Below are 25,409 nucleotides of genomic sequence, written 5' to 3'. Positions count from 1 at the left end.
CGGCGGGCGCGAGCGCGGCGCGCTTCCGCCCGCTCGCCAACCGCGCGTCCGGCAGCTGGCGACGGGAGGCGCGTGGCGGGCCGGTCGCGTGCCTCCCGCCCGCCCTCGGGGTGAGCGGGCGGAATGCCAGGCCACGTGAGGACCGCACCGCGCGTTCTCGCCCGCTCGACGCACGCCCGGCTCGCCACCCGGCGGACGGGAGGCCCGTGGCGGCAGGGCGACGCGCCTCCCGTCACGCAGGAGGCGAGTGGGCGGAATCCCGTGGTGCATGACGAGGCGCCCCTGGTGTTCCGCCCGCTCGCCCTCTGACCCTCACCCGCCCGGCCCGCGCAGGCCCGCCCGGCCCGCGCAGGCCCGCCCGCGCTCCGCACCCGCTCGTACCCACACCCCCACCCCGCACCGGCCGGACGGTCGCGGACTACCCTCGACACGTGACCCGCGACGGAGAGGAACACCACGTGACGAGCGCTGCCACCCGCACCGAGACCGATTCCCTGGGCTCGAGGGAGGTGCCCGTCGACTCGTACTGGGGCATCAACACCCTCCGGGCGATGGAGAACTTCCCGATCGCCTCCGTGCCGATCGCGGTGTACCCGGACCTGGTCGCCGCACTGGTGACGGTGAAGCAGGCCGCTGCCCGGGCGAACCGGGCGATCGGGGTCCTCGACGACGAGCGTGCCGACGCCATCGACCGTGCCGCGCAGGAGGTCCGCGACGGTGCCCTCCGCGACCAGTTCGTCGTCGACGTGGTGCAGGGCGGTGCGGGCACGAGCACGAACATGAACACGAACGAGGTCCTGGCGAACCGGGCTCTCGAGCTCCTCGGCCGCGAGCGGGGCGACTACGCGTACCTGCACCCGATCGACCACGTGAACCGTAGCCAGTCGACGAACGACACGTACCCGACGAGCATCAAGATCGCGATGATCTACGGGGTGCGCCGCCTGGCCGACCAGCTGGAGCAACTCTCCGCCGCGTTCGCCGAGCGGGGCCGGGCGTTCGCGGACGTCCTGAAGGTCGGGCGGACGCAGCTGCAGGACGCGGTGCCGATGACCCTCGGCCAGGAGTTCACGGGCTTCGCGCACACCATCCAGGAGGACGTCGTCCAGCTCCGCCGGGTGGTGCCGCTGCTGGCGGAGATGAACCTCGGCGCGACGGCGATCGGCACGGGCATCACCGCCGACCCGCTCTACCGCGACGAGGTGCGCCGGCAGCTGCAGGAGGCGAGCGGCATCGACGTCGTCACGGCGCCGGACCTGATCGAGGCGACGAGTGACGCCGGTTCGTTCATGACCCTGTCCGGCACGGTGAAGCGCAGCGCCGCGAAGCTGTCGAAGATCTGCAACGACCTGCGGCTGCTGGCGTCGGGGCCGCAGGCGGGCCTCGGCGAGATCACGCTGCCGCCCCGGCAGGCGGGCTCCTCGATCATGCCTGGCAAGGTGAACCCGGTGATCCCGGAGGTCGTGAACCAGATCGCGTTCGCCGTCGCCGGGGCGGACACCACGGTGACGATGGCGGCCGAGGGCGGCCAGCTCCAGCTGAACGCGTTCGAGCCGATCATCGCGCACTCGATCCTGCAGTCGCTGCAGTGGATGGCCCGCGGCTGTGCGACCCTCCGCGAGCACTGCGTCATCGGGATCGAGGCGAACGAGGCCAAGCTCGCCGCCCAGGTCGACACGAACGTCGGCGTCGTCACCGCACTGACGCCGTACATCGGCTACGCGGCGGCGGCGTCGATCGCGCACACGGCGCTGACGACCTCGACGCCGATCTCCACGCTGGTGATCGCGGCGGGTCTGATGGACGAGCACCAGGTGCACCGCGTCCTCAGCCCGGCGCGACTGTCCGGCATCGAGCTGGCCACGGGGGCGATCCCGGTGATCACCGAGGCGATGCTCGAGCAGGGCGCCCGCGACGCGGCCCCGCGTCCGCCGCAGGGCTGACGCGGCCCGCGTCCGCAGCGGGGCTGACGCGCCCCGCAGGCGAACCGGCCGGACCCCCTGACGGACTGGAGGCCCGTGGCGGCCCCGCCACGCGCCTCCCGTCCGTCAGGGCATCGGTCGCTCGCCCGCGCGCACCTGCCCCGCCACCCGCCGGAGCTCCTCGCCCTGCGGACCGTCGTCGTCGGGCAGCTCCGCCGCCGCGGCCCGCACCCGCGCCGCCGCCGCGATGTCCTGGTCCCGCCACCGGGCGAGCGTGAAGTTCCGGGTGACGTCGCGGAGCGGCAACCGGATGGTCTCGTCGGCCTCGATGCCGGCGAGGAGCTGCCGCATCCGGATCACCTCGGAGTCGAGTTCCCCGCCGACCACCAGGACGAAGTTCGAGATGTACAGGTACACGAGCAGCAGCAGTGCGCCACCGAGCCAGCCGTAGGCACGGTTGCCGCCGCCGATCGTCTCGACGTAGACCGCGAAGCCGACCGTGGCGATGGCCCAGGTGCCGATCGCGAACGCGGCCCCGGCCGAGACCCACCGCAGCTGTGGCGTCTTCACGTTGGGGGTGGCGGTGTAGAGCACGGCGACCATGACGACCAGGTCCGCGGCGAGCACCGGCCACTTCGCGACGTTCCAGAGCTCGTCGACCCAGGACGGCCAGCCGACCTGCTGCACGATCGCGGCGGAGATCATCGGGGTGCCGAGCAGGATGACGATCGCGACGGCGCCGCCGACCATGATGAGCAGCGTGACGAGGAGCATCATGCCGCGGAACTTCCAGATCCGCCGGCCCTCCTCGACCTCGTAGGCGGTGTTCATCGCCCGGCCGAACGCGGTCGCGTACCCGGACAGCGACCACAGCGTCAGGACGAGTCCGACGGTCGCACCGAGCCACGGGTTGTCGAGCGTCAGCAGCTGCCGGAGCGGGGTCTCGAGGTGTCGAGCCGTGTCCGGGCGCACCAGGACACCGAGGATGCCGATGATGTCCGCGACGCTGTCGCCGCTCTGGTCGACGACGGCCAGCAGCGACACCACGGTCAGGGCGGTCGGGAACACCGTGAGCAGCGCGAAGAACGTCAGCGACGCCGCCGAGTCGACGACCCGGTGCCGGATGACCGAGTGGTACGTCCGACGCACCACCGCCCGGGTACCCGAGCGGCGCAGGTCCCGTTCTCGGCTGGCCGACATGGGATCGACCGTACCGGCTCCGTCAGTTCGCGTCGGGGTGCAGGGCGTCGTACCGACGGAACGACGGGACCAGCCGGAGCAGCAGGGCGACCAGCGCGATGATGAGGACGCCGCCGATCACGGGCGGGTAGGCGAACCCGGCCGCGACGACGAGCCCGGCGTACAGGTCACCGACACGGGGACCGCCGGTGACGACGACGATGAAGATGCCCTGCAGTCGACCGCGCATGCCGTCGGGCGCGGCGGCCTGGAGGATCGTCCCGCGGAACACGCTGCTCACGTTGTCCGCGCCGCCGGCCACCGCGAGGAACAGCGCGCAGAGCACCAGCGCCGGCAGGATGCCGGTCGAGAAGGTCTCGGACGGACGCCCGCCCAGGAGGTGCGCGCAGGCGACGACGACACCGAACGCGGCGATCGCCCCGCCGTAGACCGTGATCGCCCAGCCGACGGCCTCGCCCTGGCGTCGCACGTGACCGAGCGGCCCGGAGAAGATCCCGGACAGCAGCGCACCGATCGCGTACGCCGCGGTGAGTGCGCCGACGGTGATCGACCCGCCGCCGACGACCAGCGCGCCGATGGCGGGGAACAGCACGCGGGGCTGCCCGAACGTCATCGCGATGATGTCGAGCACGAACGTCATCGTGATGTTCCGGGAGTGCCGCAGGAACTTCGCCCCCTCGATCAGCGACGACAGCCCGGGGCGCAGCGCGTCGTGCTCCGGTGCCATCCGGGGCAGCGTGATCACCCCGAGGAACGCCGCGGTGAACAGCACCACGTCGACCGTGTAGGTGGGCGCGAAGCCGAACGCAGCGACGAGCACCCCGCCGACCGCTGGTCCGACCGTCACCGAGAAGCCGGCGCTGATGCTGTTGAGGGCGCTCGCCGCGGGCAGCAGCTCGATGCCGACCAGGCGCGGCACGATCGCCGCGCGGGACGCCCCGATGACGGTGCCGGCGACGGCGTTCACGGTGACCAGGACGTAGAGCAGGGCGACGCTGTCGAGGCCGAGCCAGGCGTGCGCGGCGATCATCGCGGTCGACACCCACGCCAGGACGGCCGAGACGAGGGCGACGGTGCGGCGGTCGAACGCGTCCGCGAGCATCCCGCCGTACAGACCGGCCAGGATCATCGGCACCAGGGAGATCACGCCGACGAGCGACACCATGAAGGTCGAGCGGGTGATCTCGTACACCTCGAGCCCGACGGTGACGCTCGTCATCATCGTGCCGATGCCGGCGATCGAGCTGCCGATCCAGAGCCGGGCGAAGGCGGGGGAGCGGCGGAGCGGGGTGAGGTCGGCGAACAGGGAGCGGCGGGGCTTCGCGGGGGCGTCTGGTGTCACGGTGGAACCATTCTGTGGCCTGGAGGCCGCCTGCGGGGCGCGGTTTCGTTCTCTGGTTGACTGACGAGCATGACTGACCTGAACAGCAAGCCCGAGTTCGACGCTCCCGAGGGCCCGGCCCCCACCGACCTCGTCATCAGCGACATCGTCGAGGGTGACGGCGCCGTCGCCGAGTCCGGCTCGACCGTCAAGGTCCACTACGCCGGCGTCGAGTACGAGTCCGGCGAGGAGTTCGACAGCTCCTGGGGCCGTGGCGAACCGATCGACTTCCCCCTCGCGGCCCTCGTCCGCGGCTGGCAGGAGGGCATCCCCGGCATGAAGGTCGGCGGCCGTCGCAAGCTCGTCGTCCCGCCGGAGCTCGCCTACGGCCCGGCCGGTGGCGGACACTTCCTGTCCGGCAAGACCCTGATCTTCGTCATCGACCTGCTCGGCGTCCGCTGATGGCGGGCGTCCCGGAGGTCCCGACCCTCGAGCTGAACGACGGGCACCGGATCCCGGCGCTCGGCCTCGGCACGTACTCGCTCGACGGGGACGAGGGGGTCGCCGCCGTCGGTGCGGCGATCACGAGCGGGTACCGCCTGCTCGACACCGCGCTGAACTACGGCAACGAGGACGCGGTCGGCGAAGCGGTCCGCCGCGCCGACGTGCCGCGTGACGAGTTCGTCGTGACGTCGAAGCTGCCGGGACGCCACCACGGCTACGACGAGGCGCACCGTTCGGTGGACGAGACCCTGGCGAACCTGGGGCTCGACCACCTGGACCTGTACCTGATCCACTGGCCGAACCCGTCCGTCGGCAAGTTCGTGGAGACCTGGAAGGCGTTCGTCGACCTCCGGGACAGCGGCAAGGTCCGCTCGATCGGTGTCTCGAACTTCACGCCGGAGCACCTCGACCGGATCATCGACGCCACCGGGGTCGCCCCGGCCGTCAACCAGGTCGAGCTGCACCCGTACTTCCCGCAGGCCGAGCTCCGCGCCGTGCACCAGCGGCTCGGCATCGTCACCGAGAGCTGGAGCCCGCTCGCGAAGCAGTCCGAGCTCCTCACCGAGGAACCCGTCACTGCCGCGGCCGCCGCGCACGGGGTGTCGGCCGGCCAGGTCGTGCTCCGCTGGCACGTCCAGCTCGGCGCCGTCCCGGTGCCGAAGTCGGGCGACGCGGACCGGCAGCGCGAGAACCTCGACGTGTTCGGCTTCACGCTGACCGACGACGAGGTCCAGGCCATCTCCGCGCTCGAGCGCGGTCGGCTCTGGGACGGCGACCCGGACACGCACGAAGAGATGTAGTCGCGCGCGGTCGCAGCGGCGATCGCGTCGAGCCCGACCGGGGCGGGGGGATACGATTGGTCCCCCTGTCCCGAAGGGTTGCGAGTGTCCGAAGCGCGTGTTTCCGAACCCACCGAGATCGACCGTGAACGCGGCTACGTCGACGGTCTCTTCCACCGACTCGACGAACTAACGGCCGAGGCCGCCCAGCGACTCGCCGAGACCCGCCGACAGGCCGTCGGCGGCAACCACCAGAGCCGCAGCGAGCGCGACGCCTTCGCCCGGCTCTACGAGGACACCGTCGCCACGCTCGAACGCGTCGGCGACCGGCTGGTCTTCGGCCGGCTCGAGGTCCAGGACCCGCCGGCCGACGAGGACGCCTTCCGCTACATCGGTCGCGTGGGCCTCCGCGACGCCGACCACCGGCCGCTGCTGCTCGACTGGCGCGTCCCCGGTGCGAGTGCGTTCTACCAGGCCACCGCGGCGCACCCGATGGGCATGCGCGCCCGCCGGCACCTGACGCTCGAGGGCCGCACGGTCGTCGGGGTCGAGGACGAGGTCTTCGACGCCACCCTCTACGACGACGAGCGCACCCACCTGCAGGGCGAGGGCGCGCTGCTCGCGGCAGTCACCGCCGAGCGGACCGGTCGGATGACCGACATCGTCGCCACCATCCAGGGTGAGCAGGACCGCATCATCCGCTCCCCGCTCGAGGGTGTGCTCATCGTGCAGGGCGGCCCCGGCACCGGCAAGACGGCGGTCGCGCTGCACCGTGCCGCGTACCTGCTCTACTCGTACCGTGAGCGCCTCCGGGGCTCCGGGGTCCTGGTCGTCGGCCCCTCGCCGGCGTTCCTGACCTACATCGAGCAGGTGCTGCCGTCCCTCGGCGAGACCGGCGTCGTGATGGCGTCCCTCGGCTCGCTCTACCCGGGGCTGCACACCACGGTCCACGACCGGCGGGACGTCGCCGCCGTGAAGGGGTCCGGTGAGATGGCCGACCTGCTGCGCCGGGCCGTCCGCTCGCGCCAGGTGGTGCCGACCGAGTCGGTCACGCTCGACGTCGAGGGCGAGCGACTGATCGTCCCGCCGCAGCTCGTGGCCGAGGCGATGCGCCGCGCCCAGGACCGCGGCAAACCGCACAACGTCGCCCGGGTGTCGTTCAACAAGAACGCGCTCGACGCCATGACCCGCCTGCTCGCCGATCAGCTGCGACAGCGTGGCACGGCGGTGGACGAGGCCGACGAGAAGGTCCTGCGCGAGGACATCCGCAGCTCGTACGACGCCCGCGTCCTGCTGAACACCGCGTGGCTGCCGCTGCCGGCCGAGAAGTTCCTCGAGGACCTCTACGCCCGCCCGAACTGGCTGGCGTCGCTGACCCCGAACTGGAGCCCCGAGCGCCGGGAACTGCTCCGCCGCGAGCGTGGCGCCGCCTTCACCGTCGAGGACGTCCCGCTCCTCGACGAGGCAGCCGAGCTCCTCGGCGAGTTCGACCCGACCGGTGGTGCGGCGAAGCGGCAGGCGAAGGCGAGCCGGAACCGCGACATCGAGAACGCCCGGCAGGCCATCGAGAACATGGGTGTCGAGGGCATCGTCAGCGCCGAGCAGGTCGCCGGGGCCTTCGCCGAGGCCGGCGATCCCCGCTCCACGGCCGAGCGCGCCGCCGAGGACCGCGAGTGGACCTACGGGCACATCGTGGTCGACGAGGCGCAGGAGCTCTCGCCGATGCAGTGGCGGATCCTCGCGCGCCGGAACCCGCTGCGGTCCTTCACGATCGTCGGCGACATGGCGCAGGGTTCCTCGCCCGGTGCCGCGCGCACCTGGGACGACGTCCGTGGGGCGCTCTCCCGCCGTCGTCGCGGTCGTGCACCGCAGGTGCCGCTGGACTCCCGGCTGGAGGAGCTGACCGTCAACTACCGCACGCCGCGTTCGATCGTCGAGGCCGCCGGGGCGTTCGCCGCCGCGGCCGGGCTCACGGTGACCGCGAACGAGGCGGTCCGTGACGGTGACCCCGTCGAGCGGCTGCGCGTCGACCGCGCCGACCTGCTCGACACCGTCGTCCGCCGGGTGGACAGCGAGCGGGACCTGATCGGGGCGGGGACGATCGGCGTGATCGTGCCCGAGGCCGACGTCACGGCCGTCCGGGAACGCCTGGCCCGCACCGAGGCGGACGTCCGCGGGCTCGGCTCACCGCGTCCGGGGTCGGTGACGGTGCTGACCGGTGCCGACGCGAAGGGCCTGGAGTTCGACGGCGTGCTGCTCGTCGACCCGGACCGGGTCGGGGCCGACGCGGCCCGCGCGGCTGCGGCGGTCTACGTCGCGATGACCCGCCCCACCCGCCGCCTGACGGTCATCGACGTCGCCTGACGGGAGGCCCGACACCCGTCCGTCAGGCCGGCTCGCCCTGGTCCCGCACCTCGGCCACGAGCCTCGCCCACGGCCCGTCCAACCGGCGGCCGACCGGCGGACCGGTGACGGGCCTCCAGGCCGGTGGGCGCGCGTCAGTCGCGCTTGCGGTTCTCGACGAGGGCGAGTGCGTACGACTCCCACCACTGTCCGGCCGCCGGCCCGCCGTTGCAGCTGCCGTCGCTCAGGCCGGGCGTCTTCACCCAGAGCAGCGCGTCGAGCCGACTCGTGCCGCGGGTGACGTGGGGGAGCTGTCCGAGCCCGGCACCCTCGGGGTTGCACCAGTCGCCGAGCCAGCCCCGTCCGTTCCGCGAGACGTCGATGACGAAGTGCGGATCCCCGCCGATCGCGTCGGCCAGCTCGTCGGCGTAGGCGCGCTCCTGGTCGACGCGGTAGAAGTTCGACACGTTCGTGGCGAAGCCCTGCACCCGGTCGACGCCCGCTTGCCGCAGCCAGTCGGCCATCGTCCGGACCGCTACCCGGTTCTCGTTGCCACCGTCCAGGTACACGGTCAGTCCGTGCCCGGTGAGCGCGGTCACGGCCTTGCGGAGGAGCGGCAGCCGCGTGTCCCGCAGGCGTTCGCACACGGCGATCTGCGCGATCGAGTCCGGCTCGACCAGGACCACCGCGTGCGAGCCGGCGAGCGCCCGGACGACGGCGTGCACCCACGGCAGGTAGCCGTCCTCGGTGGTGCCGCCGCGCGACCAGTGGCCGCAGTCGCGGTGGGGGATGGCGTAGAGCACGAAGACCGGGGTCTTCCGCTGCTCGCGTGCGGACGCCAGGACGCTCCGCACGGTCGCGACCGTCTCCGGCACGGAGGCGCTGGTCAGCCAGGTGGCGATCGGCTGGTCGGCGATCACGGCGAGACGGTCCGCGGTGGAGGCCCGACCCGCCTCCCGCGCGGTCGTCTCGTGCCGGCGTGGTTGGTTCGCCGTCGACGGCTGGCGGGCGATGCCGCCGGGGAAGGCCTCGGCGACGGTCCGGCGATGGGCGACCGGTCGCTCACCGGCGTGCGGCAGCACCACGCTCACCGCCACGACGACGGCCACGAGGAGTGCGCCGACGATCCCGATCCACACCCACTGGCGTGGAGACGAGGTCCGTTGCGGTCTCGGCATCGGCCGTTCCTCCCTGTCGCGCGGCGCCCCCGGCCTGCGTCCGCTGGTGCCGCCATGTTCCCATCCCATCGCCATGGGATGCCAGGGTCCTGCCCAGCAGCCGTGCCCCAGACTGAGCGGATGTTGCGGAAACTCCTCCTCCTGGCCCTGACGGGCGGCTACGCCTGGGTGATCTGGCGGATGACGCTGACCCCGCACGTGTTCACCTCGGCCGAGAACTCCCTCGTGCTGCACGCCGTCGCCTGGATCCAGCACCTGCCGCACGGCGCCTGGTTCACGTACGACCGCACCGAGTTCCTGGCGAACGTCGCGATGTTCGTCCCGGTCGGACTGATCGCGGCGCTGTGGCTGCCCCGGAGCTGGTGGTTCCTCGGCGCGCTGATCGCCGTCGGGCTGTCGGTCGGGATCGAGTTCGCGCAGGCCGAGTACCTGCCGTACCGCGTCGCCGACCCTCGCGACGTGCTGTCGAACGGCCTGGGCGGCCTGCTCGGCGCGACGCTCGTCGGGTTCGTGCGGAGCCTGTTGCCCGACCGGCGTCGGCGGCGCCGGCCCCTGCGGGCACGGACCGTCTGAGCGGTCGCAGCCCCTCGGCGCGGCCCTGCTCTGGTATGCTCGTGCGGTTGCCGTCGAACGGCCGCGGATCAAGAGCGCTCACGCATCAGGTGTGGGCACCGCGCAACGGACACAGCTCTCACGCAGAGCAGGAAAGGGGATCCTCCATGGCACTTGACGCGAAGATCAAGCAGGAGATCATCGAAGAGTACGCGACCCACCCGGGCGACACCGGATCCCCCGAGGTCCAGGTCGCCGTTCTGACGCGTCGTATCAACGACCTGAACGAGCACCTCAAGGAGCACAAGCACGACCACCACTCGCGTCGTGGTCTGCTCCTCATGGTCGGTCAGCGCCGCCGTCTCCTCGGGTACCTCTCCGACGTCGACATCGCCCGCTACCGCACGCTCATCGAGCGTCTCGGCCTGCGCCGCTAGTCAGATCCGGAGCACTGCCACCGCGCAGTCCTGCTGATCGGAAGCCCCGTTCCTCGTCGAGAGGAACGGGGCTTCTGCCGTTCCCGGGCACGCGCGTCGCGGGAATGCGTGCCCGTCGGTCCGGGTTCCTGCTACTGTTCATGCAAACGCATCGAAAGTCGGGAGTCCCCATGACCACCATCGCCGTCGTCTCCGCCGGTCTCTCCGAGCCCAGCTCGACCCGCCTGCTCGCCGACCGGCTCGGCGCCGCGACCCTCGAGGCCCTGTCGGCCGAGGGCACCGCAGGCGGCCCGGTCGAGCTCCGAAACGTCGACCTCCGCCCGCTGGCGCACGAGATCACCGACGCCATGCTCACCCGATTCGCCGCCCCGGCCCTCGCTGCTGCCACGGCGACGGTCGTCGAGGCGGACGCCGTGGTGTTCGTCACCCCGGTCTTCACCGCCGGCATGAGCGGCCTGGCGAAGTCGTTCCTCGACGTCCTCGACAAGGACGCCCTCACCGACATGCCCGTGCTGCTCGGTGCCACCGGCGGTACCGCGCGTCACTCGCTCGCCCTCGAGCACGGCATCCGTCCGGTCTTCGCGTACCTGCGCGCGGCGGTCGTCCCCACCGGGGTCTTCGCGGCGACCGACGACTGGGGGAGTGACGACGCGGGCACGCTCGACGCACGCATCCGCCGGGCCGGAGCCGACCTGGCGTGGATGATGCGGGCCTCCCGTCGGCAGCCGCAGCAGGCGGACGCCCTGCCGGAGGTCGTGGACTTCGCGTCCCTCCTCGGCGGGGTGCAGCGCTAGCCGCACCGCCAGCGCGGTGCCGGCACTCAGTACCAGTGCGGGTTGACGCTCATCTCGTGGTTCCAGGCGCCGCACGGCGTCCCGTAGCTGCTCTTGATGTAGGCGAGGCCCCAGTTCACCTGGGTCTGCGCGTTCGTCCGCCAGTCCGCTCCGGCGGCGGCGAGCTTCGACGCGGGCAGTGCCTGCGGGATCCCGTAGGCGCCGCTCGACGAGTTCAGGGCGTTCGCGCGCCAGCCGGACTCCTGCGTCCACAGGGACACCAGGCAGCCGAACTGGTCGTCGCCCCAGCCGTAGCTGCCGAGCACGCTCCGCGCGTAGGCCTGCGCGGCGGCCGGGTCGACCGCGACGCCGTCGGTGCTCGGGTAGGCGTTGCCCGATGACGCCCCGCCCGACGGGGTGGGTGCGGCTGCTGCTGCCGCCGCGGCCTGGGCGGCGGCCTGTGCTGCTGCGGCCTGCGCCGCGGCCTGGGCGGCCACTGCCTGTCCGACTTCGTAGCGACGCTGCGTCTCGGCGGTCGAGTCCCGGAGTGTCGCGAGCTGCTTGTACAGCTCGTCACTGTGCGACTCGGTCGAGGCGACCGCCGCGTCCGCACGCTGCTGCGCCGCCTTCGCGGTCGCCGCCTTCGCCTCGGCTGCGGCCGCGAGCGAGGCGCGCTCGTCCTCGGCCCGGGCGGCCTGGTCGTGCAGCGAGGACGCCGTCTTCGCGGACACCGAGGCGTCGTCCAGTACGCCGGCCCACGTCGTGGACAGCTGGTCGAGTGCGCCGAGCTGGTAGAGCAGGGCGTCCGGGTTGCCGGCCGTCGCGATCCGCGTCGTCATCTGGTCGGTCGAGCCGTCGCGGTACAGGTCCGCGGCCAGCCGTCCGGCCCGCGTCTGGGCGCGCTTCGCGGTCGCTGCGGCCTGGTCGGCGTGGGACTGGAGGCTCGTGGCGGTCTGCGTGGCCTGGGCCAGCTCCGCCTCGGCCTGCGTCGCCGCCGCGGAACGGTCGAGGGCGATCTGTGACTTCGCAGCGGCGTCCGCCTGCACCGACTTCAGGGCCGCCTGGACCTTCGTGACCTCGGACTGCTTGGCCTGCTCGTTCCCCTTCGCGCGCTGCACGTCCTGCCACGTCGGGTAGTCGGTGGCGGACGCCGGGGCGGCGGTGACCACCGGGACGACGAGCGCGCCGACGAGCACGGTGACGGCGAAGAGGACGTGTCGTCCGCGCGGACGACGGACGAGGGCAGGGTTCCGACGCATGCCAGCAGGCTAGGTGAGGACACGCCCGTTCTCCTGGAGCACCGCCGCTCGTCCACCGCGGAATGCTAAGGTCGGCTGGTCTGGGGACCGTTCCCCGAGACGAACCATGACATCGCACGCAGACCGGCACGAAGCTGGTCATCGGTGGTGGCGTCCGGGCCGGATCCGTCCCGTGTGCTTCTACTGCTGGCCAGACATGCGTTCCGCGTCGTGGAGCGCACGTGCACGAGTGTGCCCGAGGCCTGGTCTGCTGCACGAAAAACGCAAGGAGGCATCCTCTATGGAGGGTCCCGAGATCAAGTTCGCGGAAGCGACCATCGACAACGGTCGCTTCGGCACCAGGACGGTCCGGTTCGAGACCGGTCGTCTCGCGCAGCAGGCACAGGGTGCCGTCGCCGCGTACCTCGACGAAGAGACCATGCTGCTCTCGGCCACCAGCGCCGGCAAGCACCCGCGTGAGGGCTTCGACTTCTTCCCGCTGACGGTCGACGTCGAAGAGCGTTCGTACGCCGCCGGCAAGATCCCCGGCTCGTTCTTCCGCCGCGAAGGCCGCCCCAGCACCGAGGCGATCCTCGTCTGCCGCCTGATCGACCGGCCGCTGCGCCCGTCGTTCGTCGACGGCCTCCGCAACGAGGTCCAGATCGTCATCACCGTCCTGAGCATCGCTCCGGACGAGTTCTACGACGCGCTGGCCATCAACGCCGCGTCCGCGTCGACGCAGATCTCCGGTCTGCCGTTCTCCGGCCCGATCGCCGGCGTGCGTCTCGCGCTCATCCCGGGCGCGAACGGCACCGACCAGTGGGTCGCGTTCCCGAAGGCGTCGCAGCTGGCCGAGGCCGTCTTCGACCTCACCGTCGCGGGCCGTGTCGTCACCGACGAAGCGGGCAACGAAGACGTCGCGATCATGATGGTCGAAGCCGAGGCCACCGAGCACAGCTGGAACCTCATCCAGGGCGGCGCCACCAAGCCCGACGAGTCCGTCGTCGCGCAGGGCCTCGAAGCGGCCAAGCCGTTCCTCAAGGCCCTCGTCGAGGCGCAGGCCAAGCTCGCCGCGCAGTCGGCCAAGGAGATCCAGGACTTCCCGGTCTTCCCGCCCTACGCGGACGAGGTCTACGCGGCCGTCGAGTCCCTCGCGCTCTCCGAGCTCGGTGACGTCTACAAGATCGCCGCCAAGACCGAGCGTCAGGACGCCGACGACGCGCTCAAGTCGCGCGTCAAGGCCGCCATCGCCGAGCAGGTCGCCGCGGGCACGCTGCCCGAGGTCGCGAACAGCCAGGTCGGCGCCGCCTACAAGTCGGTCACGAAGAAGGTCGTCCGCGGCCACATCCTGACCGAGCAGATCCGCATGGACGGTCGCGGCCTCGCCGACATCCGTCCGCTCGACGCCGAGGTCGCCGTGATCCCGCGCGTCCACGGTTCCGCGGTGTTCCAGCGCGGTGAGACGCAGATCCTCGGCGTCACCACGCTGAACATGCTCAAGATGGAGCAGCAGATCGACTCGCTGTCGCCCATCACGAAGAAGCGCTACCTGCACCACTACAACTTCCCGCCGTACTCGACCGGTGAGACCGGCCGCGTCGGTTCGCCGAAGCGTCGCGAGATCGGGCACGGCTTCCTCGCCGAGCGCGCCCTCGTGCCGGTGCTGCCGTCGCGCGAGGAGTTCCCGTACGCCATCCGTCAGGTCTCCGAGGCGCTCAGCTCCAACGGTTCCACCTCGATGGGTTCCGTCTGTGCCTCGACCCTGTCGCTCCTCAACGCCGGTGTGCCCCTCAAGGCGCCGGTCGCGGGTATCGCGATGGGCCTGGTCTCCGACACCGTCGACGGCCAGACCCGCTACGCGGCGCTGACCGACATCCTCGGTGCCGAGGACGCGCTCGGTGACATGGACTTCAAGGTCGCCGGTACCTCCGAGTTCGTCACGGCCATCCAGCTCGACACGAAGCTCGACGGCATCCCGTCGTCGGTGCTCGACGCCGCGCTGAAGCAGGCCAAGGAGGCCCGCTCGGCCATCCTCGGCGTGCTGAACGAGGCCATCGACGGACCCGACGAGATGGCCGACACCGCCCCGCGCGTGATCTCGGTCAACATCCCGGTCGACAAGATCGGTGAGCTGATCGGCCCCAAGGGCAAGACGATCAACGGCATCCAGGACACCACGGGCGCCGACATCTCGATCGAGGACGACGGCACGGTCTACATCGGTGCCGTCGACGGTCCGTCCGCCGAGGCCGCGCGTGCGCAGGTCAACGCGATCGCGAACCCGACGAACCCGGAGATCGGGGACCAGTTCCTCGGCACGGTCGTCAAGATCGCGACGTTCGGTGCCTTCGTGTCGCTGATGCCGGGCCGTGACGGTCTGCTCCACGTCTCCGAGGTCCGCAAGCTCGCCGGTGGCAAGCGTGTCGAGAACGTCGAGGACGTCCTGGGCGTCGGCCAGAAGATCCTGGTCGAGGTCACCAAGGTGGACGACCGCGGCAAGCTCTCGCTCGCGCCGGTCGTGGCCGACGAGGTCGACACCGAGGGTCGCGACGACCACGGCTCCCACGCCGAGGTCCCCGCCGAGGGCTGATCCCCGACGATCCGTCCGGAGCTGATCCCTGATCGGTTCCAGCGCCACAACGGCCGCCGTCCTGCTGGACGGCGGCCGTTGTCGTGCGGTCGGGAGCGATGCCGAGCGGTCAGGAGGCGGGGGTCTCCTGGATGCCGACGAGCTGCGCGCGACCGAGCAGGTGCTCGCGGAACATGAACCCGACGACGGCCGGGGTCGCCTCGACCGGGACCTCGAGTGTCGGGACGTCGAGCGCGCTCAGCGTGAAGACGTAGCGGTGCGGGCCGTGGCCGGCGGGCGGAGCGGCACCGAGGAAGGTGTCGGTGCCGAACTCGTTGCGGCGACGCGTGGCACCGGCGGGCAGCAGCGCGTCGTCCGTGCCGGCACCCTGGGGCAGCGAGGTGGCCGAGGCGGGGATGTCCGACAGGCTCCAGTGCCAGAAGCCGGAGCCGGTGGGGGCGTCGGGGTCGTAGACGGTGAGGACGAAGCTCTGCGTGCCCTCGGGAGCGCCGGACCAGGTCAGTTCGGGGGAGCGGTCGGCACCGCCGGCGTCGCTGCCACGGGCCTCCTGCGGCAGCGTGCCGCCGTCGGTGAACTCGGGGCTGGTGAGCGCGAAGGTGGGGACGTCCGGCAGGTTCCAGTTGGGGTCGTTGGTCATGCTCCGAGCCAACACCCGCTGCCCCGGCGGAAGCGGGGAACGACCAGGGGGAGTGCTCAGGCAGCTGCGGTCAGGCGGCGAGCACGCGCTCGGCCACGCGACCGAGTGCTGCGGTCGCGGCGATGGCGTCGCCGGCGTAGGCACCGCTCATCGCACCGTCGCGCGCGAGCATGAGCTCGTCGGCGCCGTCGCCGGGCAGCGGGTGACCGGAGTCCTGCAGCAGGTCACCGAGGCGTTCGGTGTACCAGTCGCGGTGCATCGCGACGACCTGCCGGACCGGGTCGCGCGGGTCGTGGTACTCGGCCGCGGCGTTGAGGAACGCGCAGCCGCGGAACTCGGCCTGGTTCACCTCGGCCGCGAGGGCGTCGACCCAGGCGCGGACCGCTGTCTCCGGGGCGTCCGCTCCGGCGACGATGCTGTCCATGCGGGCCTGTACGCGGGCGTGCTGCTCGTGCATGTAGGCGAGGATCAGGTTGTCCTTCGAGCCGTAGTGCTTGTAGAACGTCGCCTTCGTGACACTCGCCTCGGAGATGAGGCGGTCGACGCCGACGCCGCGGATGCCCTCTTCGTAGAACAGCCGGAGGGCCGTCTCGAGGATGCGGACCTTCGCGCCGCCGGAGCGGGGAGCCGGGGGGACGCTCGACCCGTCCGGCGACGGAAGGTTCTGGGTGCTCGGGACGGGTCCTTGCAGCCGCTGACCCTGGAGACGCTGGACGGTCGGTTGGGGGGAATCGACCGTCACAGCGTGGCTCTCCTCGGTTCATCGGCTCCGCGGCGGAGTGGGGGGACTCATGCCGCGCGGACTGATGTCCCGAGCCACCGGATCGAGATCTAGGGGGGCTCCCGATCCGGTGACACCACTGTACCACGGGTGAGGACAGACAGACAAGTCCGTCTGTCCACACTTTTTGTACCCCAATCCGAGTGACGGGCCCGGCCAGCCCGCCAAACTGGGCGACGGGTGTCCGCGCTTCAGTAGAGTCGTGACGATGAACCGCCCAGTGCCGCTGCCGCTCGAGGCTCCGGAAACGTCCTTCGTGACGTCCGGTGGAGCCCTCGTCCGACGCACCGTTCTCGCCTCGGGCGTCCGTGTGCTCACCGAAGCCGTCCCCTCCGTCCACTCCACGAGCATCGGCTACTGGGTCGGCGTCGGGTCCCGCGACGAACGGGCCGGGCAGTACGGGTCGACGCACTTCCTCGAGCACCTCCTCTTCAAGGGCACGGCCGAGCGCAGCGCGCTGGACATCGCCGTCGCGTTCGACTCCGTCGGTGGCGAGCACAACGCCGCGACCGCCAAGGAGTACACCTGCTACTACGCCCGGGTCCGGGACACCGACGTCCCGATGGCCGTGGGCGTCATCGGCGACATGGTGACGAACTCGACGCTCGACACCTCGGCCTTCGACATCGAGCGCGGCGTCATCCTCGAGGAACTCGCGATGGCCGCGGACGACCCGGCCGACGTCGCGGGTGAGGCGTTCTTCGCCGCCACGTTCGACGGGCACGCCCTCGGCCGCCCGATCGGCGGCACCCCGGAGAGCATCCGCGAGGTCCACCGCGACGAGGTGATGGCCCACTACGCCGAGCACTACGAGCCGAACGGCATCGTCGTGACCGCTGCCGGTGCGGTCGACCACGACCACTTCTGCGCCCTGGTGCAGGCCGTCTTCGCCGACGCGGCCGATGCCGACCCGCTCGCACGCCGCCAGGCCCGTCCCGCCGCCGACCCCGTCGAGTCGTCGGTCAGCGTCGTGCACCGACCGACCGAACAGGTCAGCATGCTCCGCGGCTCGCAGGGGCTGGACCTCCGCGATGACCGCCGGCCCGTGCTCAGCGTGCTCAACGCCGTGCTCGGCGGCGGCATGAGCTCCCGCCTCTTCCAAGAGGTCCGCGAGCGCCGCGGCCTGGCGTACGCGGTGTCGTCCTTCGCTCCGGCCTACCTCGACAACGGCGCCTTCGGGGTCTACGCCGGGTGCGCACCGGACAACGTCGCCGGCGTCATCGACATCATCGACGGCGAGTTCCGCCGGATGGCCGACGACGGCATCACGGACGGGGAGCTCCGGCGCGCCAAGGGCCAGATCGAGGGTGCCCTGACGCTCTCGCTCGAGGACTCCGACGCCCGGATGACCCGCCTCGGCCGCGCCGAGCTCGGCACAGGCGAGTTCACCGACCTCGCCACCGCACTCGAGCGCGTCGACCGCGTGACCGCCGCCGACGTGCTCGAGCTGTCCCGCGACCTGCTGACCCGACCGACCGTGACCGCGGTCGTCGGGGACGTCCACCGCGAGCGTCTGGCAGCGGCGCTCGGGATCGACGGTTGACCTCCACCATGTCGCACTACCTCTACCTCGTGCGCCACGGCGAACACCAGGACGCCGAACACGGCCTCCGTGACGGCAAGCTGTCGGAGCGCGGCAAGCGCCAGGCCATGCTCATCGCCGACCGTCTCGGCGGCGTGCCGTTCGACGGCGTCTGGCACTCCCCGCTCGAAGCGCCGAGCGAGACCGCGTCCTTCCTGCAGCAGCGACTGCCGGCGATCCAGCCCGAGCCCTCCACGCTGCTCTTCGACTGCATCCCCTCCGGCCCGACACCCGACATGCCGCACGCCTACAAGGGCTGGTACGGCGGGATCACGGAAGAGGAGATCGTCGCCGGTCAGGCGCAGATGGGCGACGCCGTCGCGGAGTGGTTCACCCCCGCGATGGAGGACCGCCACGACCTGCTCATCACGCACAACGCCGTCATCGGCTGGTTCGTGCGCGAGGTCTTCCAGGCACCCGAGTGGCGCTGGATGGGCACGAACGTCGCCCACAGCTCGCTGACGATCATCCGGATCCGCTCGGCGAAGCCCGCCGAGCTCGTCACGCTGAACGACCTGGCGCACCTGCCGGTCGAGCTCCGCACCGGCCTGCCGGTGCCGCAGCCGCTCTAGCGTCGGTCCCGGCGGGACGGACCGGCACCGTGCCTCCCGGGAGGCCCGTGGTGCGTCAGCGGACCGGCTTGCGGTACCAGGCGGTCGCGTTCGGGTTGTCGTTGAATGCCGGCACGCGGTCGTAGCCGCGACCGCGGTACATCGCGCCGGCCGCGACCAGCGCGTCGTTCGTGTCGAGGACGATGCTCGTCGCACCGAGGTCCGCCGCGGCCTGCTCGAGGACGTCCATCACCGCGGTCGCGACACCGCGACCGCGGCCCTCGGGCCGGACGAAGACGTGCTTCACCTCGAAGCGCACGTCGTCGCCGTCGGGCGCGATGCGGCGGAGCCCACCGCAACCGACGGCCGCATCGCCGGCGTACGCGACGACGAAGACGCCGTCCGGCGGGGTGAGCTCTGGTGTCGGTGTGCGCTTCCGGGTGTAGGTGCCCTGCGCGCTCGGGAAGCTCGCCGCCCGCTCGTCGAGGTACCGGTCGAGCAGGTCGTCGACCTCCGGCGCGTCGGCGGGCACGGTGCGGACGGTGACCTGGCTGCGATCCTCGGGCATGCCCCGATCCTAGGATGGGGGCATGGTCACTCCCGTCGCCGTCGTCGGCGCCTCCGGTCGGCTCGGTGCCCTCGTGGCGGCCGTCGTCGAGGAACTGCCCGACTTCGACCTGGTCGCCCGGCTGTCGTCACGGGACCGCGCGCACGAGGCCGACGGCTCGGTCTTCGCCGGCGCACGGATCGTCGTCGACGTCACGGTGCCGGCACTCAGCCCTGCGATCGTCGAGAACGCCCTGGCGACCGGAGCGAACGTCCTGGTCGGGACGTCCGGCTGGTCGGGGGAGCGGCTCGGCACGCTCCGCGCCTCGTTGGAGCCACGGCCGGAGCAGGGCGCCTTCGTCGTCCCGAACTTCTCGATCGGCTCCGTCCTCGGCACGCACCTGGCCACGATCGCGGCGCCGTGGTTCCCCTCGGTCGAGATCGTCGAGAGCCACCACGCCGGCAAGATCGACTCACCGTCCGGCACCGCGGTCCGCACCGCCGAGTTGATCGCCGACGCCCGTCGTGACGTCGGACCGGTCGACGCGCCGCACGTGGACCAGCGTGCCCGTGGGCAGCAGGTCGCGAGCGTGCCGATCCACTCGCTGCGGCTGCCCGGCGTGAAGGCCGTGCAGGACGTCGTGCTGAGCGGCCCGGGCGAGACGCTGACGATCCGCCACGACACCGGCGACGACGCCGCGTACCTGCCCGGCATCCGGGCGGCGCTGCAGGCCGTCGGGTCGATGCGCGGGCTGACGGTCGGGCTCGGCTCCGTGCTCGGCATCGGCTAGGGGGCGGCCGTGCGAGGCCTCCGGTCGCCGCTCTGGGGCGTGCTGCTGATGACCGTCCTGCTCGTCGTCTACATCGTGCTGGTCGGGCAGCGGGCGGTCGCGTTCCTGTCGACGGGGATCCCGGTCGGCGTCGGGATCGGTGTCGCGCTCGTCGTGATCGCCGTCATCGGTGCGCTGCTGCTCGTGCTGGAGCTCCGCTTCGGCCTGCGGATCACCCGGCTCGGCGCCCGACTCGAACGCGAGGGCGGCGCGCCCGACGACGTCGTCGACGTCCGACCCTCCGGCCGCCCGGCCCGCGCCGCAGCCGACGAGCTGTTCCCCGCGTACCGGGCCGCGGTCGAGGCGGCCCCGGACGACTGGCGTGCCTGGTACCGGCTCGGTGTGGTCTACGACACGGCGGGGGACCGGAAGCGGGCTCGGGCAGCGATGCGGACCGCGCTCACGCACGCCCGCTGAACCGAGGTCCGGCTCCTTGGCCGACTCTCAGCGTCGAACGGTGCCACCGGGCGTCGCTCGCGCTCAGAACGCGGCGTCGACGGCGTCCTCGGCGTGGGTGTACGCGAAGGTGTAGCCCGACTCGAGCAGCTTCGTCGGCTCCATCCGCTGGTTCGACAGCAGCATCTCGTCGGCCGCGTCCTTGAGCACTGCCCGGAGCGCGAACGCCGGCACGCGGAACAGGTACGGACGGTGCAGGTCCTCGGCCACCCGCCGGGTGATCCGCTCGGCGACGGCGGGCTCGGGGCCGGCCAGGTTCACCGGGCCGGACACGTCGTCGGCGGTGGCGAGGTGCACGATCGCACCGACCTCGTCCTCGAGCGCGATCCACGGCCAGTACTGCCCGCCGGTGCCGAGTCGGCTGCCGACGCCGAGCTTCGTCAGGGGGACGAGCGGTGCCAGGGCGCCACCGCCCTGGCCGACGACGATGCCGGTGCGGAGCAGGACGACGCGGACGCCCTCGGGGGCACGCTCGGCCGCCGCTTCCCACGCGCGGCAGACGTCGGCGAGGAACCCGGTGCCGACGGCCGCGTCGTCACCGAGCACGTCGACCGGTCGGTCGCCGTAGACGCCGGACGCCGAGCCGGAGAGGAAGACCCGCGGCGGCGTGGTCGCGGCCCGCATCGCCTCGACGAGCGTCGTCGTGGCGTCGATCCGGGAGGACCGGATCTCGCGACGGTACGACGCCGTCCACGGCAGCTTGCCGAGGCTCGCACCGGCCAGGTTGACGACGACGTCCGCGCCGTCCAGGACCGCCGGGTCGAGCGGCCGTTCGCCGGGCGCCCAGCGGAACTCGGTCGGCGTGCGCGGTTCCCGGCGCACGAGCGTCGAGACGTGGTGGCCGGCGTCACGGAGGGCACGGACCAGGGGCGTCCCGATGAAGCCGGATGCGCCGGCGACCAGGATCGAGAGCGGCTGTTGCGTCATGCCGCCACGGTACCCAGTCTGCTGACCGTGAGCCCGGCAGCGCGTCGCTTAGGCTCGACGTCGTGACCGAGAACCCCACGCCGTACGAAGACCTGCTGCGCCGAGTGCTCGAGGAGGGTTCGCCGAAGGGCGACCGGACCGGCACCGGGACCCGCAGCCTGTTCGGCGCCCAGCTGCGCTACGACCTGTCGCAGGGCTTCCCGCTCATCACGACCAAGCGCGTGCACATGAAGTCGATCGCGTACGAGCTGCTCTGGTTCCTCCGCGGCGACTCGAACGTGGGCTGGCTGCAGGAGCACGGCGTCCGGATCTGGAACGAGTGGGCGGGCGAGGACGGCGACCTCGGACCGGTCTACGGCGTGCAGTGGCGCTCGTGGCCGACCCCGTCCGGCGAGCACGTCGACCAGATCGCCCAGGTGATCGAGCAGATCCGGACCAACCCGGACTCCCGTCGGCTCATCGTGTCGGCGTGGAACGTGGCGGACATCCCGAGCATGGCGCTCGCCCCCTGCCACGCGTTCTTCCAGTTCTACGTCAACGACGGCAAGCTGTCCTGCCAGCTGTACCAGCGGAGCGCGGACATGTTCCTCGGCGTCCCGTTCAACATCGCCTCGTACGCGCTGCTCACCCACATGGTCGCGGCACAGACCGGGCTCGAGGTCGGCGACTTCATCTGGACCGGCGGCGACTGCCACGTCTACGACAACCACGTCGAGCAGGTCCGGGAGCAGCTGTCCCGCACCGCGTTCCCGCTGCCGACGCTCGAGCTCGCCCCGCGGGACTCGATCGACGACTACGAGTACGAGGACATCACCGTCGTCGGCTACGAGCACCACCCGGCGATCTCGGGCAAGGTCGCGGTCTGATGGCGGACGAGGCGGGCACCGTCGGGCTGGGCGCTGTCGGTCTCGGCACGGTCGGTCCCGGCACGGTCGGTCTCGTGTGGGCCCGGTCCACGAACGGCGTCATCGGGGCGGACGGTGGGATCCCGTGGCACGTCCCCGAGGACCTCGCGCACTTCCGCACGGTCACCGGCACCGGCACCGTCCTGATGGGTCGGCGCACCTGGGAGTCCCTGCCGGAACGGTTCCGACCGCTGCCCGGCCGACGCAACGTCGTGCTCACGCGCGACCCGGACCTCCGCGCCGACGGGGCCGACGTCGTGCACGACCTCCGCGCGGCGATCGGCGCGGCACGGGCTGCCGACGAAGCGGTCTGGGTGATCGGCGGCGGAGCCGTCTACCGCGACGCCCTGGCCCTGGCCGACCGGGTCTCGGAGACGGTCATCGACGTCGAGGTCCCCGGCGACACCGATGCACCGACGATCGACGACGCGTGGGAGCTCGTCGAGGACGGTCCGTGGCAGGAGTCCCGGACCGGTACCCGCTACCGCTTCCTGGAGTGGCGCCGCCGCTGACCGTCCGGGCGGACGGACGCCGCGTGTGCTCGGGCCGGTACGCTGGTCCCCGTGTCCACGCGTGAGAATCCCTTCGGCCAGGTCCTCGTCGCGCTCGTGACCCCGTTCACCGCCGACGGCGAGGTGGACTGGCCGGGCGTCGAGCAGCACATCGACGACTGCATCACCGCGGGGGCCGACGGCATCGTCGTCACCGGCACCACCGGTGAGACGTCGACCCTCACCGACCCGGAGAAGCTCCGGTTGGTCGAGGTCGGCAAGTCCGTCGCCGCGGGCCGCGCGAAGATCATCACCGGCGGTGGCTCGAACGAGACCGCCCACGCGATCCACCTGTACAAGCAGAGCGAGCGCGCGGGTGCCGACGGCGTCATGATCGTCACGCCGTACTACAACAAGCCGACCCAGGCCGGTGTCCTCACGCACTTCCGGATGATCGCCGACGCGACCGACCTGCCGGTGATCCTGTACGACATCCCGGGCCGTACCGGCATCCCGATCACGTACGACACGATCCTCCGGGCGTCGAAGCACCCGAACATCCTCGCCGTGAAGGACGCCAAGGGCGACTTCGCCGAGGTGTCCCGCGTGCTCAACAACACCGACCTCATGTACTTCTCGGGCGACGACACGAACGTGCTCCCGCACCTGTCGATCGGCGCCACCGGGCTCATCGGCGTCACCGCGAACATCACGAGCGCCCCGTACCGGACCATCGTCGACGCCGTGAACCGCGGCGACCTGGCGACCGCGACCGCCGAGCACAAGCGCCTCGAGCCGCTCGTCCGCGCGATCATGACCCACGTGCCCGGCACCGTGGCCGCGAAGTACGTGCTGCACGGACTCGGCCGCATCGGCAGCCCGCGCGTCCGGCTGCCCCTCGTCGGGCCGGAGGACAGCGAGGCGTACGCCATCGAGACCTCGCTCGAAGCCGTCCGTGACGTCCCGGGCGCCGACTTCTCCAACTTCCGCCCCGACCGCAACGCAGCGGCCGGCGGCGCACTACCGAAGGTGCCAGGCACCACCCGTTGACGAACTGCGACGCGCTCACCGTGCGTCGCCCGAATCCGTAGGACCGAATGCCCACACAGATCTCGACTCCCCAGCCGCTCGAACCCGGAACCCTCCGAGTCATCCCCGTCGGGGGACTCGGCGAGATCGGTCGCAACATGACCGTGTACGAGTTCGAGGGCAAGATCCTCATCGTCGACGCCGGCGTGCTCTTCCCCGAGGAGCACCAGCCCGGGGTCGACCTGATCCTGCCGGACTTCACGCCGATCCGCGACCGCCTCGACGACGTCCTCGGTGTCGTGCTCACGCACGGCCACGAGGACCACATCGGCGCCGTCCCGTACCTGCTGAAGCTCCGCGGCGACATCCCCCTGATCGGCTCCACGCTGACCCTCGCGCTCGTCGAGGCGAAGCTCAAGGAACACCGGATCAAGCCGTACACGCTGAACGTGGCCGAGGACCAGACCGAGCAGATCGGTCCGTTCCACCTCGAGTTCGTCGCCGTGAACCACTCGATCCCGGACGCCCTCGCCGTCGCCATCACCACCCCGGCCGGCCGCGTGCTGCACACCGGTGACTTCAAGATGGACCAGCTGCCGCTGGACGACCGGATCACCGACCTCCGCGCCTTCGCCCGTCTCGGCGAGCTCGGTGTCGACCTGTTCCTGCCGGACTCGACGAACGCCGACGTGCCGGGCTTCACCGCTCCGGAGCGCGACATCGGCCCGGTGCTCGAGAACATCATCACGAAGGCCCGCAAGAAGGTCGTCGTGGCGAGCTTCTCGTCGCACGTGCACCGCGTGCAGCAGGTCCTCGACGCCGCCGCCGCCGCGAACCGCAAGGTCGCGTTCATGGGCCGCTCGATGATCCGCAACATGACGATCGCCGCCGAGCTCGGGTACCTCCGGGTGCCGGAGAACGTGCTCATCGACACGAAGAAGGCGAAGAACGTCCCCGACGACCAGATCGTCTACATGTCGACCGGGTCCCAGGGCGAGCCGATGGCCGTCCTCGCGCGCATGGCGAACCTCGAGCACCAGATCGAGATCGGCGAGGGCGACACCGTCATCCTCGCCTCGTCGCTGATCCCGGGCAACGAGAACGCCGTGTACCGGGTCATCGACGGGCTGACGAAGCTCGGCGCCAAGGTCGTGCACAAGGGCAACGCGAAGGTGCACGTCTCCGGACACGCCTCCGCCGGCGAGCTGCTCTACTGCTACAACATCCTGCGCCCGCGCAACGTGATGCCCGTGCACGGTGAGCACCGCCACCTGTTCGCGAACGCCGACCTGGCGATCCAGACGGGTGTCCCGCCGCGCAACGTCATCCTGGGCGAGGACGGTACCGTCGTCGACCTCAAGGACGGTCAGGTCACGGTCGCCGGCCAGCTCGACATCGCGTACGTGTACGTCGACGGCTCCACGGTCGGCGAGATCACCGACGCCGACCTCAAGGACCGCCGCGTCCTGGCGGAAGAGGGCTTCATCACGGTCTTCTGCGCGGTCGACTTCACCACCGGCCAGTGCGTCATCGGCCCGGAGATCCAGTCCCGCGGCTTCGCCGAGGACGACTCGGTCTTCGACGACGTGCGTCCGCAGATCGCGAAGGCCCTCGCCGACGCCGCCGGCAACGGCACGCGGGACGCGCACGCGTTCAGCCAGGTGGTCCGCCGGACGGTCGGTCGCTGGGTGAACACGAAGCACCGTCGTCGTCCGATGATCGTGCCGGTGGTCATCGAGGCCTGACGTCTCGCAGATCCGAGTGACGGGAGGCCCGTCGCACGTCCGCCACGGACGCTGCGGCGGGCCTCTCGTCCTTCGTCGTCGGCTGGCGTTAG

General features: G+C 71.6%; 24 protein-coding genes. 16 read left to right on the top strand and 8 right to left on the bottom strand.

Features of this window, described 5'->3' with window-relative positions:
- Positions 1 to 431 precede the first annotated feature (431 nt).
- Positions 432 to 1,943: an aspartate ammonia-lyase gene (locus JOD51_RS11340; protein WP_259557900.1), complete on the top strand. Its 1,512-nt coding sequence runs from the start codon at positions 432 to 434 to the stop codon at positions 1,941 to 1,943.
- 105 nt (positions 1,944 to 2,048) lie between these two features.
- Here JOD51_RS11340 and JOD51_RS11335 read toward each other — a convergent pair whose 3' ends face one another.
- Positions 2,049 to 3,122, bottom strand: a complete 1,074-nt coding sequence (locus JOD51_RS11335; protein WP_204608456.1) for a YihY/virulence factor BrkB family protein — start codon at positions 3,120 to 3,122, stop codon at positions 2,049 to 2,051.
- A gap of 22 nt (positions 3,123 to 3,144) precedes the next feature.
- Positions 3,145 to 4,464, bottom strand: coding sequence for an MFS transporter (locus JOD51_RS11330; RefSeq protein WP_204608453.1), 1,320 nt, complete (start codon positions 4,462 to 4,464; stop codon positions 3,145 to 3,147).
- A gap of 69 nt (positions 4,465 to 4,533) precedes the next feature.
- Here JOD51_RS11330 and JOD51_RS11325 point away from each other — a divergent pair, with 69 nt between their 5' ends.
- The 3 genes from JOD51_RS11325 to JOD51_RS11315 all read left to right on the top strand — a co-directional run bounded on the left by JOD51_RS11325 (position 4,534) and on the right by JOD51_RS11315 (position 8,090).
- On the top strand, positions 4,534 to 4,905 hold the full coding sequence (locus JOD51_RS11325) for an FKBP-type peptidyl-prolyl cis-trans isomerase (protein ID WP_204608450.1): 372 nt from the start codon (positions 4,534 to 4,536) through the stop codon (positions 4,903 to 4,905).
- Positions 4,905 to 5,747 (top strand): aldo/keto reductase, encoded by an 843-nt coding sequence (locus tag JOD51_RS11320; protein WP_204608437.1) that lies wholly within the window; start codon positions 4,905 to 4,907, stop codon positions 5,745 to 5,747. The genes JOD51_RS11325 and JOD51_RS11320 overlap by 1 nt, the downstream gene beginning before the upstream one ends.
- 84 nt (positions 5,748 to 5,831) lie before the next feature.
- Positions 5,832 to 8,090, top strand: coding sequence for a HelD family protein (locus JOD51_RS11315; protein ID WP_204608435.1), 2,259 nt, complete (start codon positions 5,832 to 5,834; stop codon positions 8,088 to 8,090).
- 134 nt (positions 8,091 to 8,224) lie between these two features.
- On the opposite strand, the gene JOD51_RS11310 is transcribed toward JOD51_RS11315, so the two are convergent.
- Positions 8,225 to 9,247 (bottom strand): glycoside hydrolase family 6 protein, encoded by a 1,023-nt coding sequence (locus JOD51_RS11310; protein ID WP_204608433.1) that lies wholly within the window; start codon positions 9,245 to 9,247, stop codon positions 8,225 to 8,227.
- 120 nt (positions 9,248 to 9,367) lie between these two features.
- On the opposite strand from JOD51_RS11310, the gene JOD51_RS11305 reads away from it, so the two are divergent.
- The 3 genes from JOD51_RS11305 (at position 9,368) to JOD51_RS11295 (ending at position 11,030) form a co-directional block, all read left to right on the top strand.
- Positions 9,368 to 9,820: a VanZ family protein gene (locus tag JOD51_RS11305; RefSeq protein WP_204608431.1), complete on the top strand. Its 453-nt coding sequence runs from the start codon at positions 9,368 to 9,370 to the stop codon at positions 9,818 to 9,820.
- A gap of 146 nt (positions 9,821 to 9,966) precedes the next feature.
- Positions 9,967 to 10,236, top strand: coding sequence for a 30S ribosomal protein S15 (gene rpsO, locus JOD51_RS11300; RefSeq protein WP_110904777.1), 270 nt, complete (start codon positions 9,967 to 9,969; stop codon positions 10,234 to 10,236).
- A gap of 170 nt (positions 10,237 to 10,406) precedes the next feature.
- Complete coding sequence (locus JOD51_RS11295; protein WP_204608429.1) at positions 10,407 to 11,030, top strand: CE1759 family FMN reductase; 624 nt, start codon at positions 10,407 to 10,409, stop codon at positions 11,028 to 11,030.
- Between the two features lie 26 nt (positions 11,031 to 11,056).
- Here JOD51_RS11295 and JOD51_RS11290 read toward each other — a convergent pair whose 3' ends face one another.
- Entirely contained in the window at positions 11,057 to 12,268 is a 1,212-nt protein-coding gene (locus JOD51_RS11290; protein WP_204608427.1) for a coiled-coil domain-containing protein, read from the bottom strand.
- A 280-nt stretch (positions 12,269 to 12,548) separates the two neighbouring features.
- Here JOD51_RS11290 and JOD51_RS11285 point away from each other — a divergent pair, with 280 nt between their 5' ends.
- Positions 12,549 to 14,837 (top strand): polyribonucleotide nucleotidyltransferase, encoded by a 2,289-nt coding sequence (locus JOD51_RS11285; RefSeq protein ID WP_204608425.1) that lies wholly within the window; start codon positions 12,549 to 12,551, stop codon positions 14,835 to 14,837.
- 109 nt (positions 14,838 to 14,946) lie between these two features.
- Here the strand turns inward: JOD51_RS11285 and JOD51_RS11280 are convergent, their stop codons facing one another.
- Positions 14,947 to 15,474 (bottom strand): YbhB/YbcL family Raf kinase inhibitor-like protein, encoded by a 528-nt coding sequence (locus tag JOD51_RS11280; protein WP_204608422.1) that lies wholly within the window; start codon positions 15,472 to 15,474, stop codon positions 14,947 to 14,949.
- Between the two features lie 70 nt (positions 15,475 to 15,544).
- Positions 15,545 to 16,216: a TetR/AcrR family transcriptional regulator gene (locus JOD51_RS11275; protein WP_204608420.1), complete on the bottom strand. Its 672-nt coding sequence runs from the start codon at positions 16,214 to 16,216 to the stop codon at positions 15,545 to 15,547.
- Positions 16,217 to 16,463: 247 nt separating this feature from the next.
- On the opposite strand from JOD51_RS11275, the gene JOD51_RS11270 reads away from it, so the two are divergent.
- Complete coding sequence (locus JOD51_RS11270; protein WP_204608418.1) at positions 16,464 to 17,798, top strand: M16 family metallopeptidase; 1,335 nt, start codon at positions 16,464 to 16,466, stop codon at positions 17,796 to 17,798.
- Positions 17,799 to 17,806: 8 nt separating this feature from the next.
- Positions 17,807 to 18,409, top strand: a complete 603-nt coding sequence (locus JOD51_RS11265; protein WP_204611144.1) for a histidine phosphatase family protein — start codon at positions 17,807 to 17,809, stop codon at positions 18,407 to 18,409.
- 55 nt (positions 18,410 to 18,464) lie between these two features.
- Here JOD51_RS11265 and JOD51_RS11260 read toward each other — a convergent pair whose 3' ends face one another.
- Positions 18,465 to 18,956 carry a GNAT family N-acetyltransferase gene (locus JOD51_RS11260; RefSeq protein WP_204608416.1) on the bottom strand — a complete coding sequence of 164 codons (492 nt, stop codon included), beginning with the start codon at positions 18,954 to 18,956 and terminating at the stop codon, positions 18,465 to 18,467.
- A 22-nt stretch (positions 18,957 to 18,978) separates the two neighbouring features.
- Here JOD51_RS11260 and JOD51_RS11255 point away from each other — a divergent pair, with 22 nt between their 5' ends.
- On the top strand, positions 18,979 to 19,725 hold the full coding sequence (locus tag JOD51_RS11255) for a 4-hydroxy-tetrahydrodipicolinate reductase (protein ID WP_204608414.1): 747 nt from the start codon (positions 18,979 to 18,981) through the stop codon (positions 19,723 to 19,725).
- Positions 19,726 to 19,773: 48 nt separating this feature from the next.
- Complete coding sequence (locus tag JOD51_RS11250; protein ID WP_204611141.1) at positions 19,774 to 20,181, top strand: tetratricopeptide repeat protein; 408 nt, start codon at positions 19,774 to 19,776, stop codon at positions 20,179 to 20,181.
- A gap of 63 nt (positions 20,182 to 20,244) precedes the next feature.
- On the opposite strand, the gene JOD51_RS11245 is transcribed toward JOD51_RS11250, so the two are convergent.
- Positions 20,245 to 21,147: a TIGR01777 family oxidoreductase gene (locus tag JOD51_RS11245; protein WP_204608412.1), complete on the bottom strand. Its 903-nt coding sequence runs from the start codon at positions 21,145 to 21,147 to the stop codon at positions 20,245 to 20,247.
- A gap of 62 nt (positions 21,148 to 21,209) precedes the next feature.
- Between JOD51_RS11245 and JOD51_RS11240 the strand changes: the two genes are divergently transcribed.
- The 4 genes from JOD51_RS11240 to JOD51_RS11225 are packed head-to-tail and all read left to right on the top strand — an operon-like array spanning position 21,210 to position 25,317.
- Positions 21,210 to 22,013, top strand: coding sequence for a thymidylate synthase (locus tag JOD51_RS11240; protein WP_204608411.1), 804 nt, complete (start codon positions 21,210 to 21,212; stop codon positions 22,011 to 22,013).
- Entirely contained in the window at positions 22,013 to 22,564 is a 552-nt protein-coding gene (locus tag JOD51_RS11235; protein WP_204608409.1) for a dihydrofolate reductase, read from the top strand. The genes JOD51_RS11240 and JOD51_RS11235 overlap by 1 nt, the downstream gene beginning before the upstream one ends.
- 51 nt (positions 22,565 to 22,615) lie before the next feature.
- A complete protein-coding gene (dapA, locus tag JOD51_RS11230; RefSeq protein ID WP_166779467.1) occupies positions 22,616 to 23,593 on the top strand; it encodes a 4-hydroxy-tetrahydrodipicolinate synthase in 978 nt (325 codons plus the stop codon).
- A 47-nt stretch (positions 23,594 to 23,640) separates the two neighbouring features.
- Positions 23,641 to 25,317, top strand: a complete 1,677-nt coding sequence (locus tag JOD51_RS11225; RefSeq protein WP_204608407.1) for a ribonuclease J — start codon at positions 23,641 to 23,643, stop codon at positions 25,315 to 25,317.
- The last annotated feature ends 92 nt before the right edge of the window (positions 25,318 to 25,409 follow it).

The organism is Curtobacterium herbarum (assembly GCF_016907335.1).
In the GTDB taxonomy this organism is placed as follows: domain Bacteria; phylum Actinomycetota; class Actinomycetes; order Actinomycetales; family Microbacteriaceae; genus Curtobacterium; species Curtobacterium herbarum.
The sequence above is the reverse complement of the archived record's forward strand: the minus strand, read 5'-3'. Positions and strand labels throughout refer to the sequence as shown.

Excerpts from the sequence above, each read along its gene's own strand:
- JOD51_RS11335 (WP_204608456.1), bottom strand. The coding sequence starts at position 3,122 with ATGTCGGCCAGCCGAGAACGGGACCTGCGCCGCTCGGGTACCCGGGCG.
- JOD51_RS11325 (WP_204608450.1), top strand. The coding sequence starts at position 4,534 with ATGACTGACCTGAACAGCAAGCCCGAGTTCGACGCTCCCGAGGGCCCG.
- JOD51_RS11320 (WP_204608437.1), top strand. The coding sequence starts at position 4,905 with ATGGCGGGCGTCCCGGAGGTCCCGACCCTCGAGCTGAACGACGGGCAC.
- JOD51_RS11310 (WP_204608433.1), bottom strand. The coding sequence starts at position 9,247 with ATGCCGAGACCGCAACGGACCTCGTCTCCACGCCAGTGGGTGTGGATC.
- JOD51_RS11305 (WP_204608431.1), top strand. The coding sequence starts at position 9,368 with ATGTTGCGGAAACTCCTCCTCCTGGCCCTGACGGGCGGCTACGCCTGG.
- rpsO (WP_110904777.1), top strand. The coding sequence starts at position 9,967 with ATGGCACTTGACGCGAAGATCAAGCAGGAGATCATCGAAGAGTACGCG.
- JOD51_RS11295 (WP_204608429.1), top strand. The coding sequence starts at position 10,407 with ATGACCACCATCGCCGTCGTCTCCGCCGGTCTCTCCGAGCCCAGCTCG.
- JOD51_RS11290 (WP_204608427.1), bottom strand. The coding sequence starts at position 12,268 with ATGCGTCGGAACCCTGCCCTCGTCCGTCGTCCGCGCGGACGACACGTC.
- JOD51_RS11285 (WP_204608425.1), top strand. The coding sequence starts at position 12,549 with ATGGAGGGTCCCGAGATCAAGTTCGCGGAAGCGACCATCGACAACGGT.
- JOD51_RS11280 (WP_204608422.1), bottom strand. The coding sequence starts at position 15,474 with ATGACCAACGACCCCAACTGGAACCTGCCGGACGTCCCCACCTTCGCG.
- JOD51_RS11270 (WP_204608418.1), top strand. The coding sequence starts at position 16,464 with ATGAACCGCCCAGTGCCGCTGCCGCTCGAGGCTCCGGAAACGTCCTTC.
- JOD51_RS11265 (WP_204611144.1), top strand. The coding sequence starts at position 17,807 with ATGTCGCACTACCTCTACCTCGTGCGCCACGGCGAACACCAGGACGCC.
- JOD51_RS11260 (WP_204608416.1), bottom strand. The coding sequence starts at position 18,956 with ATGCCCGAGGATCGCAGCCAGGTCACCGTCCGCACCGTGCCCGCCGAC.
- JOD51_RS11255 (WP_204608414.1), top strand. The coding sequence starts at position 18,979 with ATGGTCACTCCCGTCGCCGTCGTCGGCGCCTCCGGTCGGCTCGGTGCC.
- JOD51_RS11250 (WP_204611141.1), top strand. The coding sequence starts at position 19,774 with ATGACCGTCCTGCTCGTCGTCTACATCGTGCTGGTCGGGCAGCGGGCG.
- JOD51_RS11245 (WP_204608412.1), bottom strand. The coding sequence starts at position 21,147 with ATGACGCAACAGCCGCTCTCGATCCTGGTCGCCGGCGCATCCGGCTTC.
- JOD51_RS11235 (WP_204608409.1), top strand. The coding sequence starts at position 22,013 with ATGGCGGACGAGGCGGGCACCGTCGGGCTGGGCGCTGTCGGTCTCGGC.
- JOD51_RS11225 (WP_204608407.1), top strand. The coding sequence starts at position 23,641 with ATGCCCACACAGATCTCGACTCCCCAGCCGCTCGAACCCGGAACCCTC.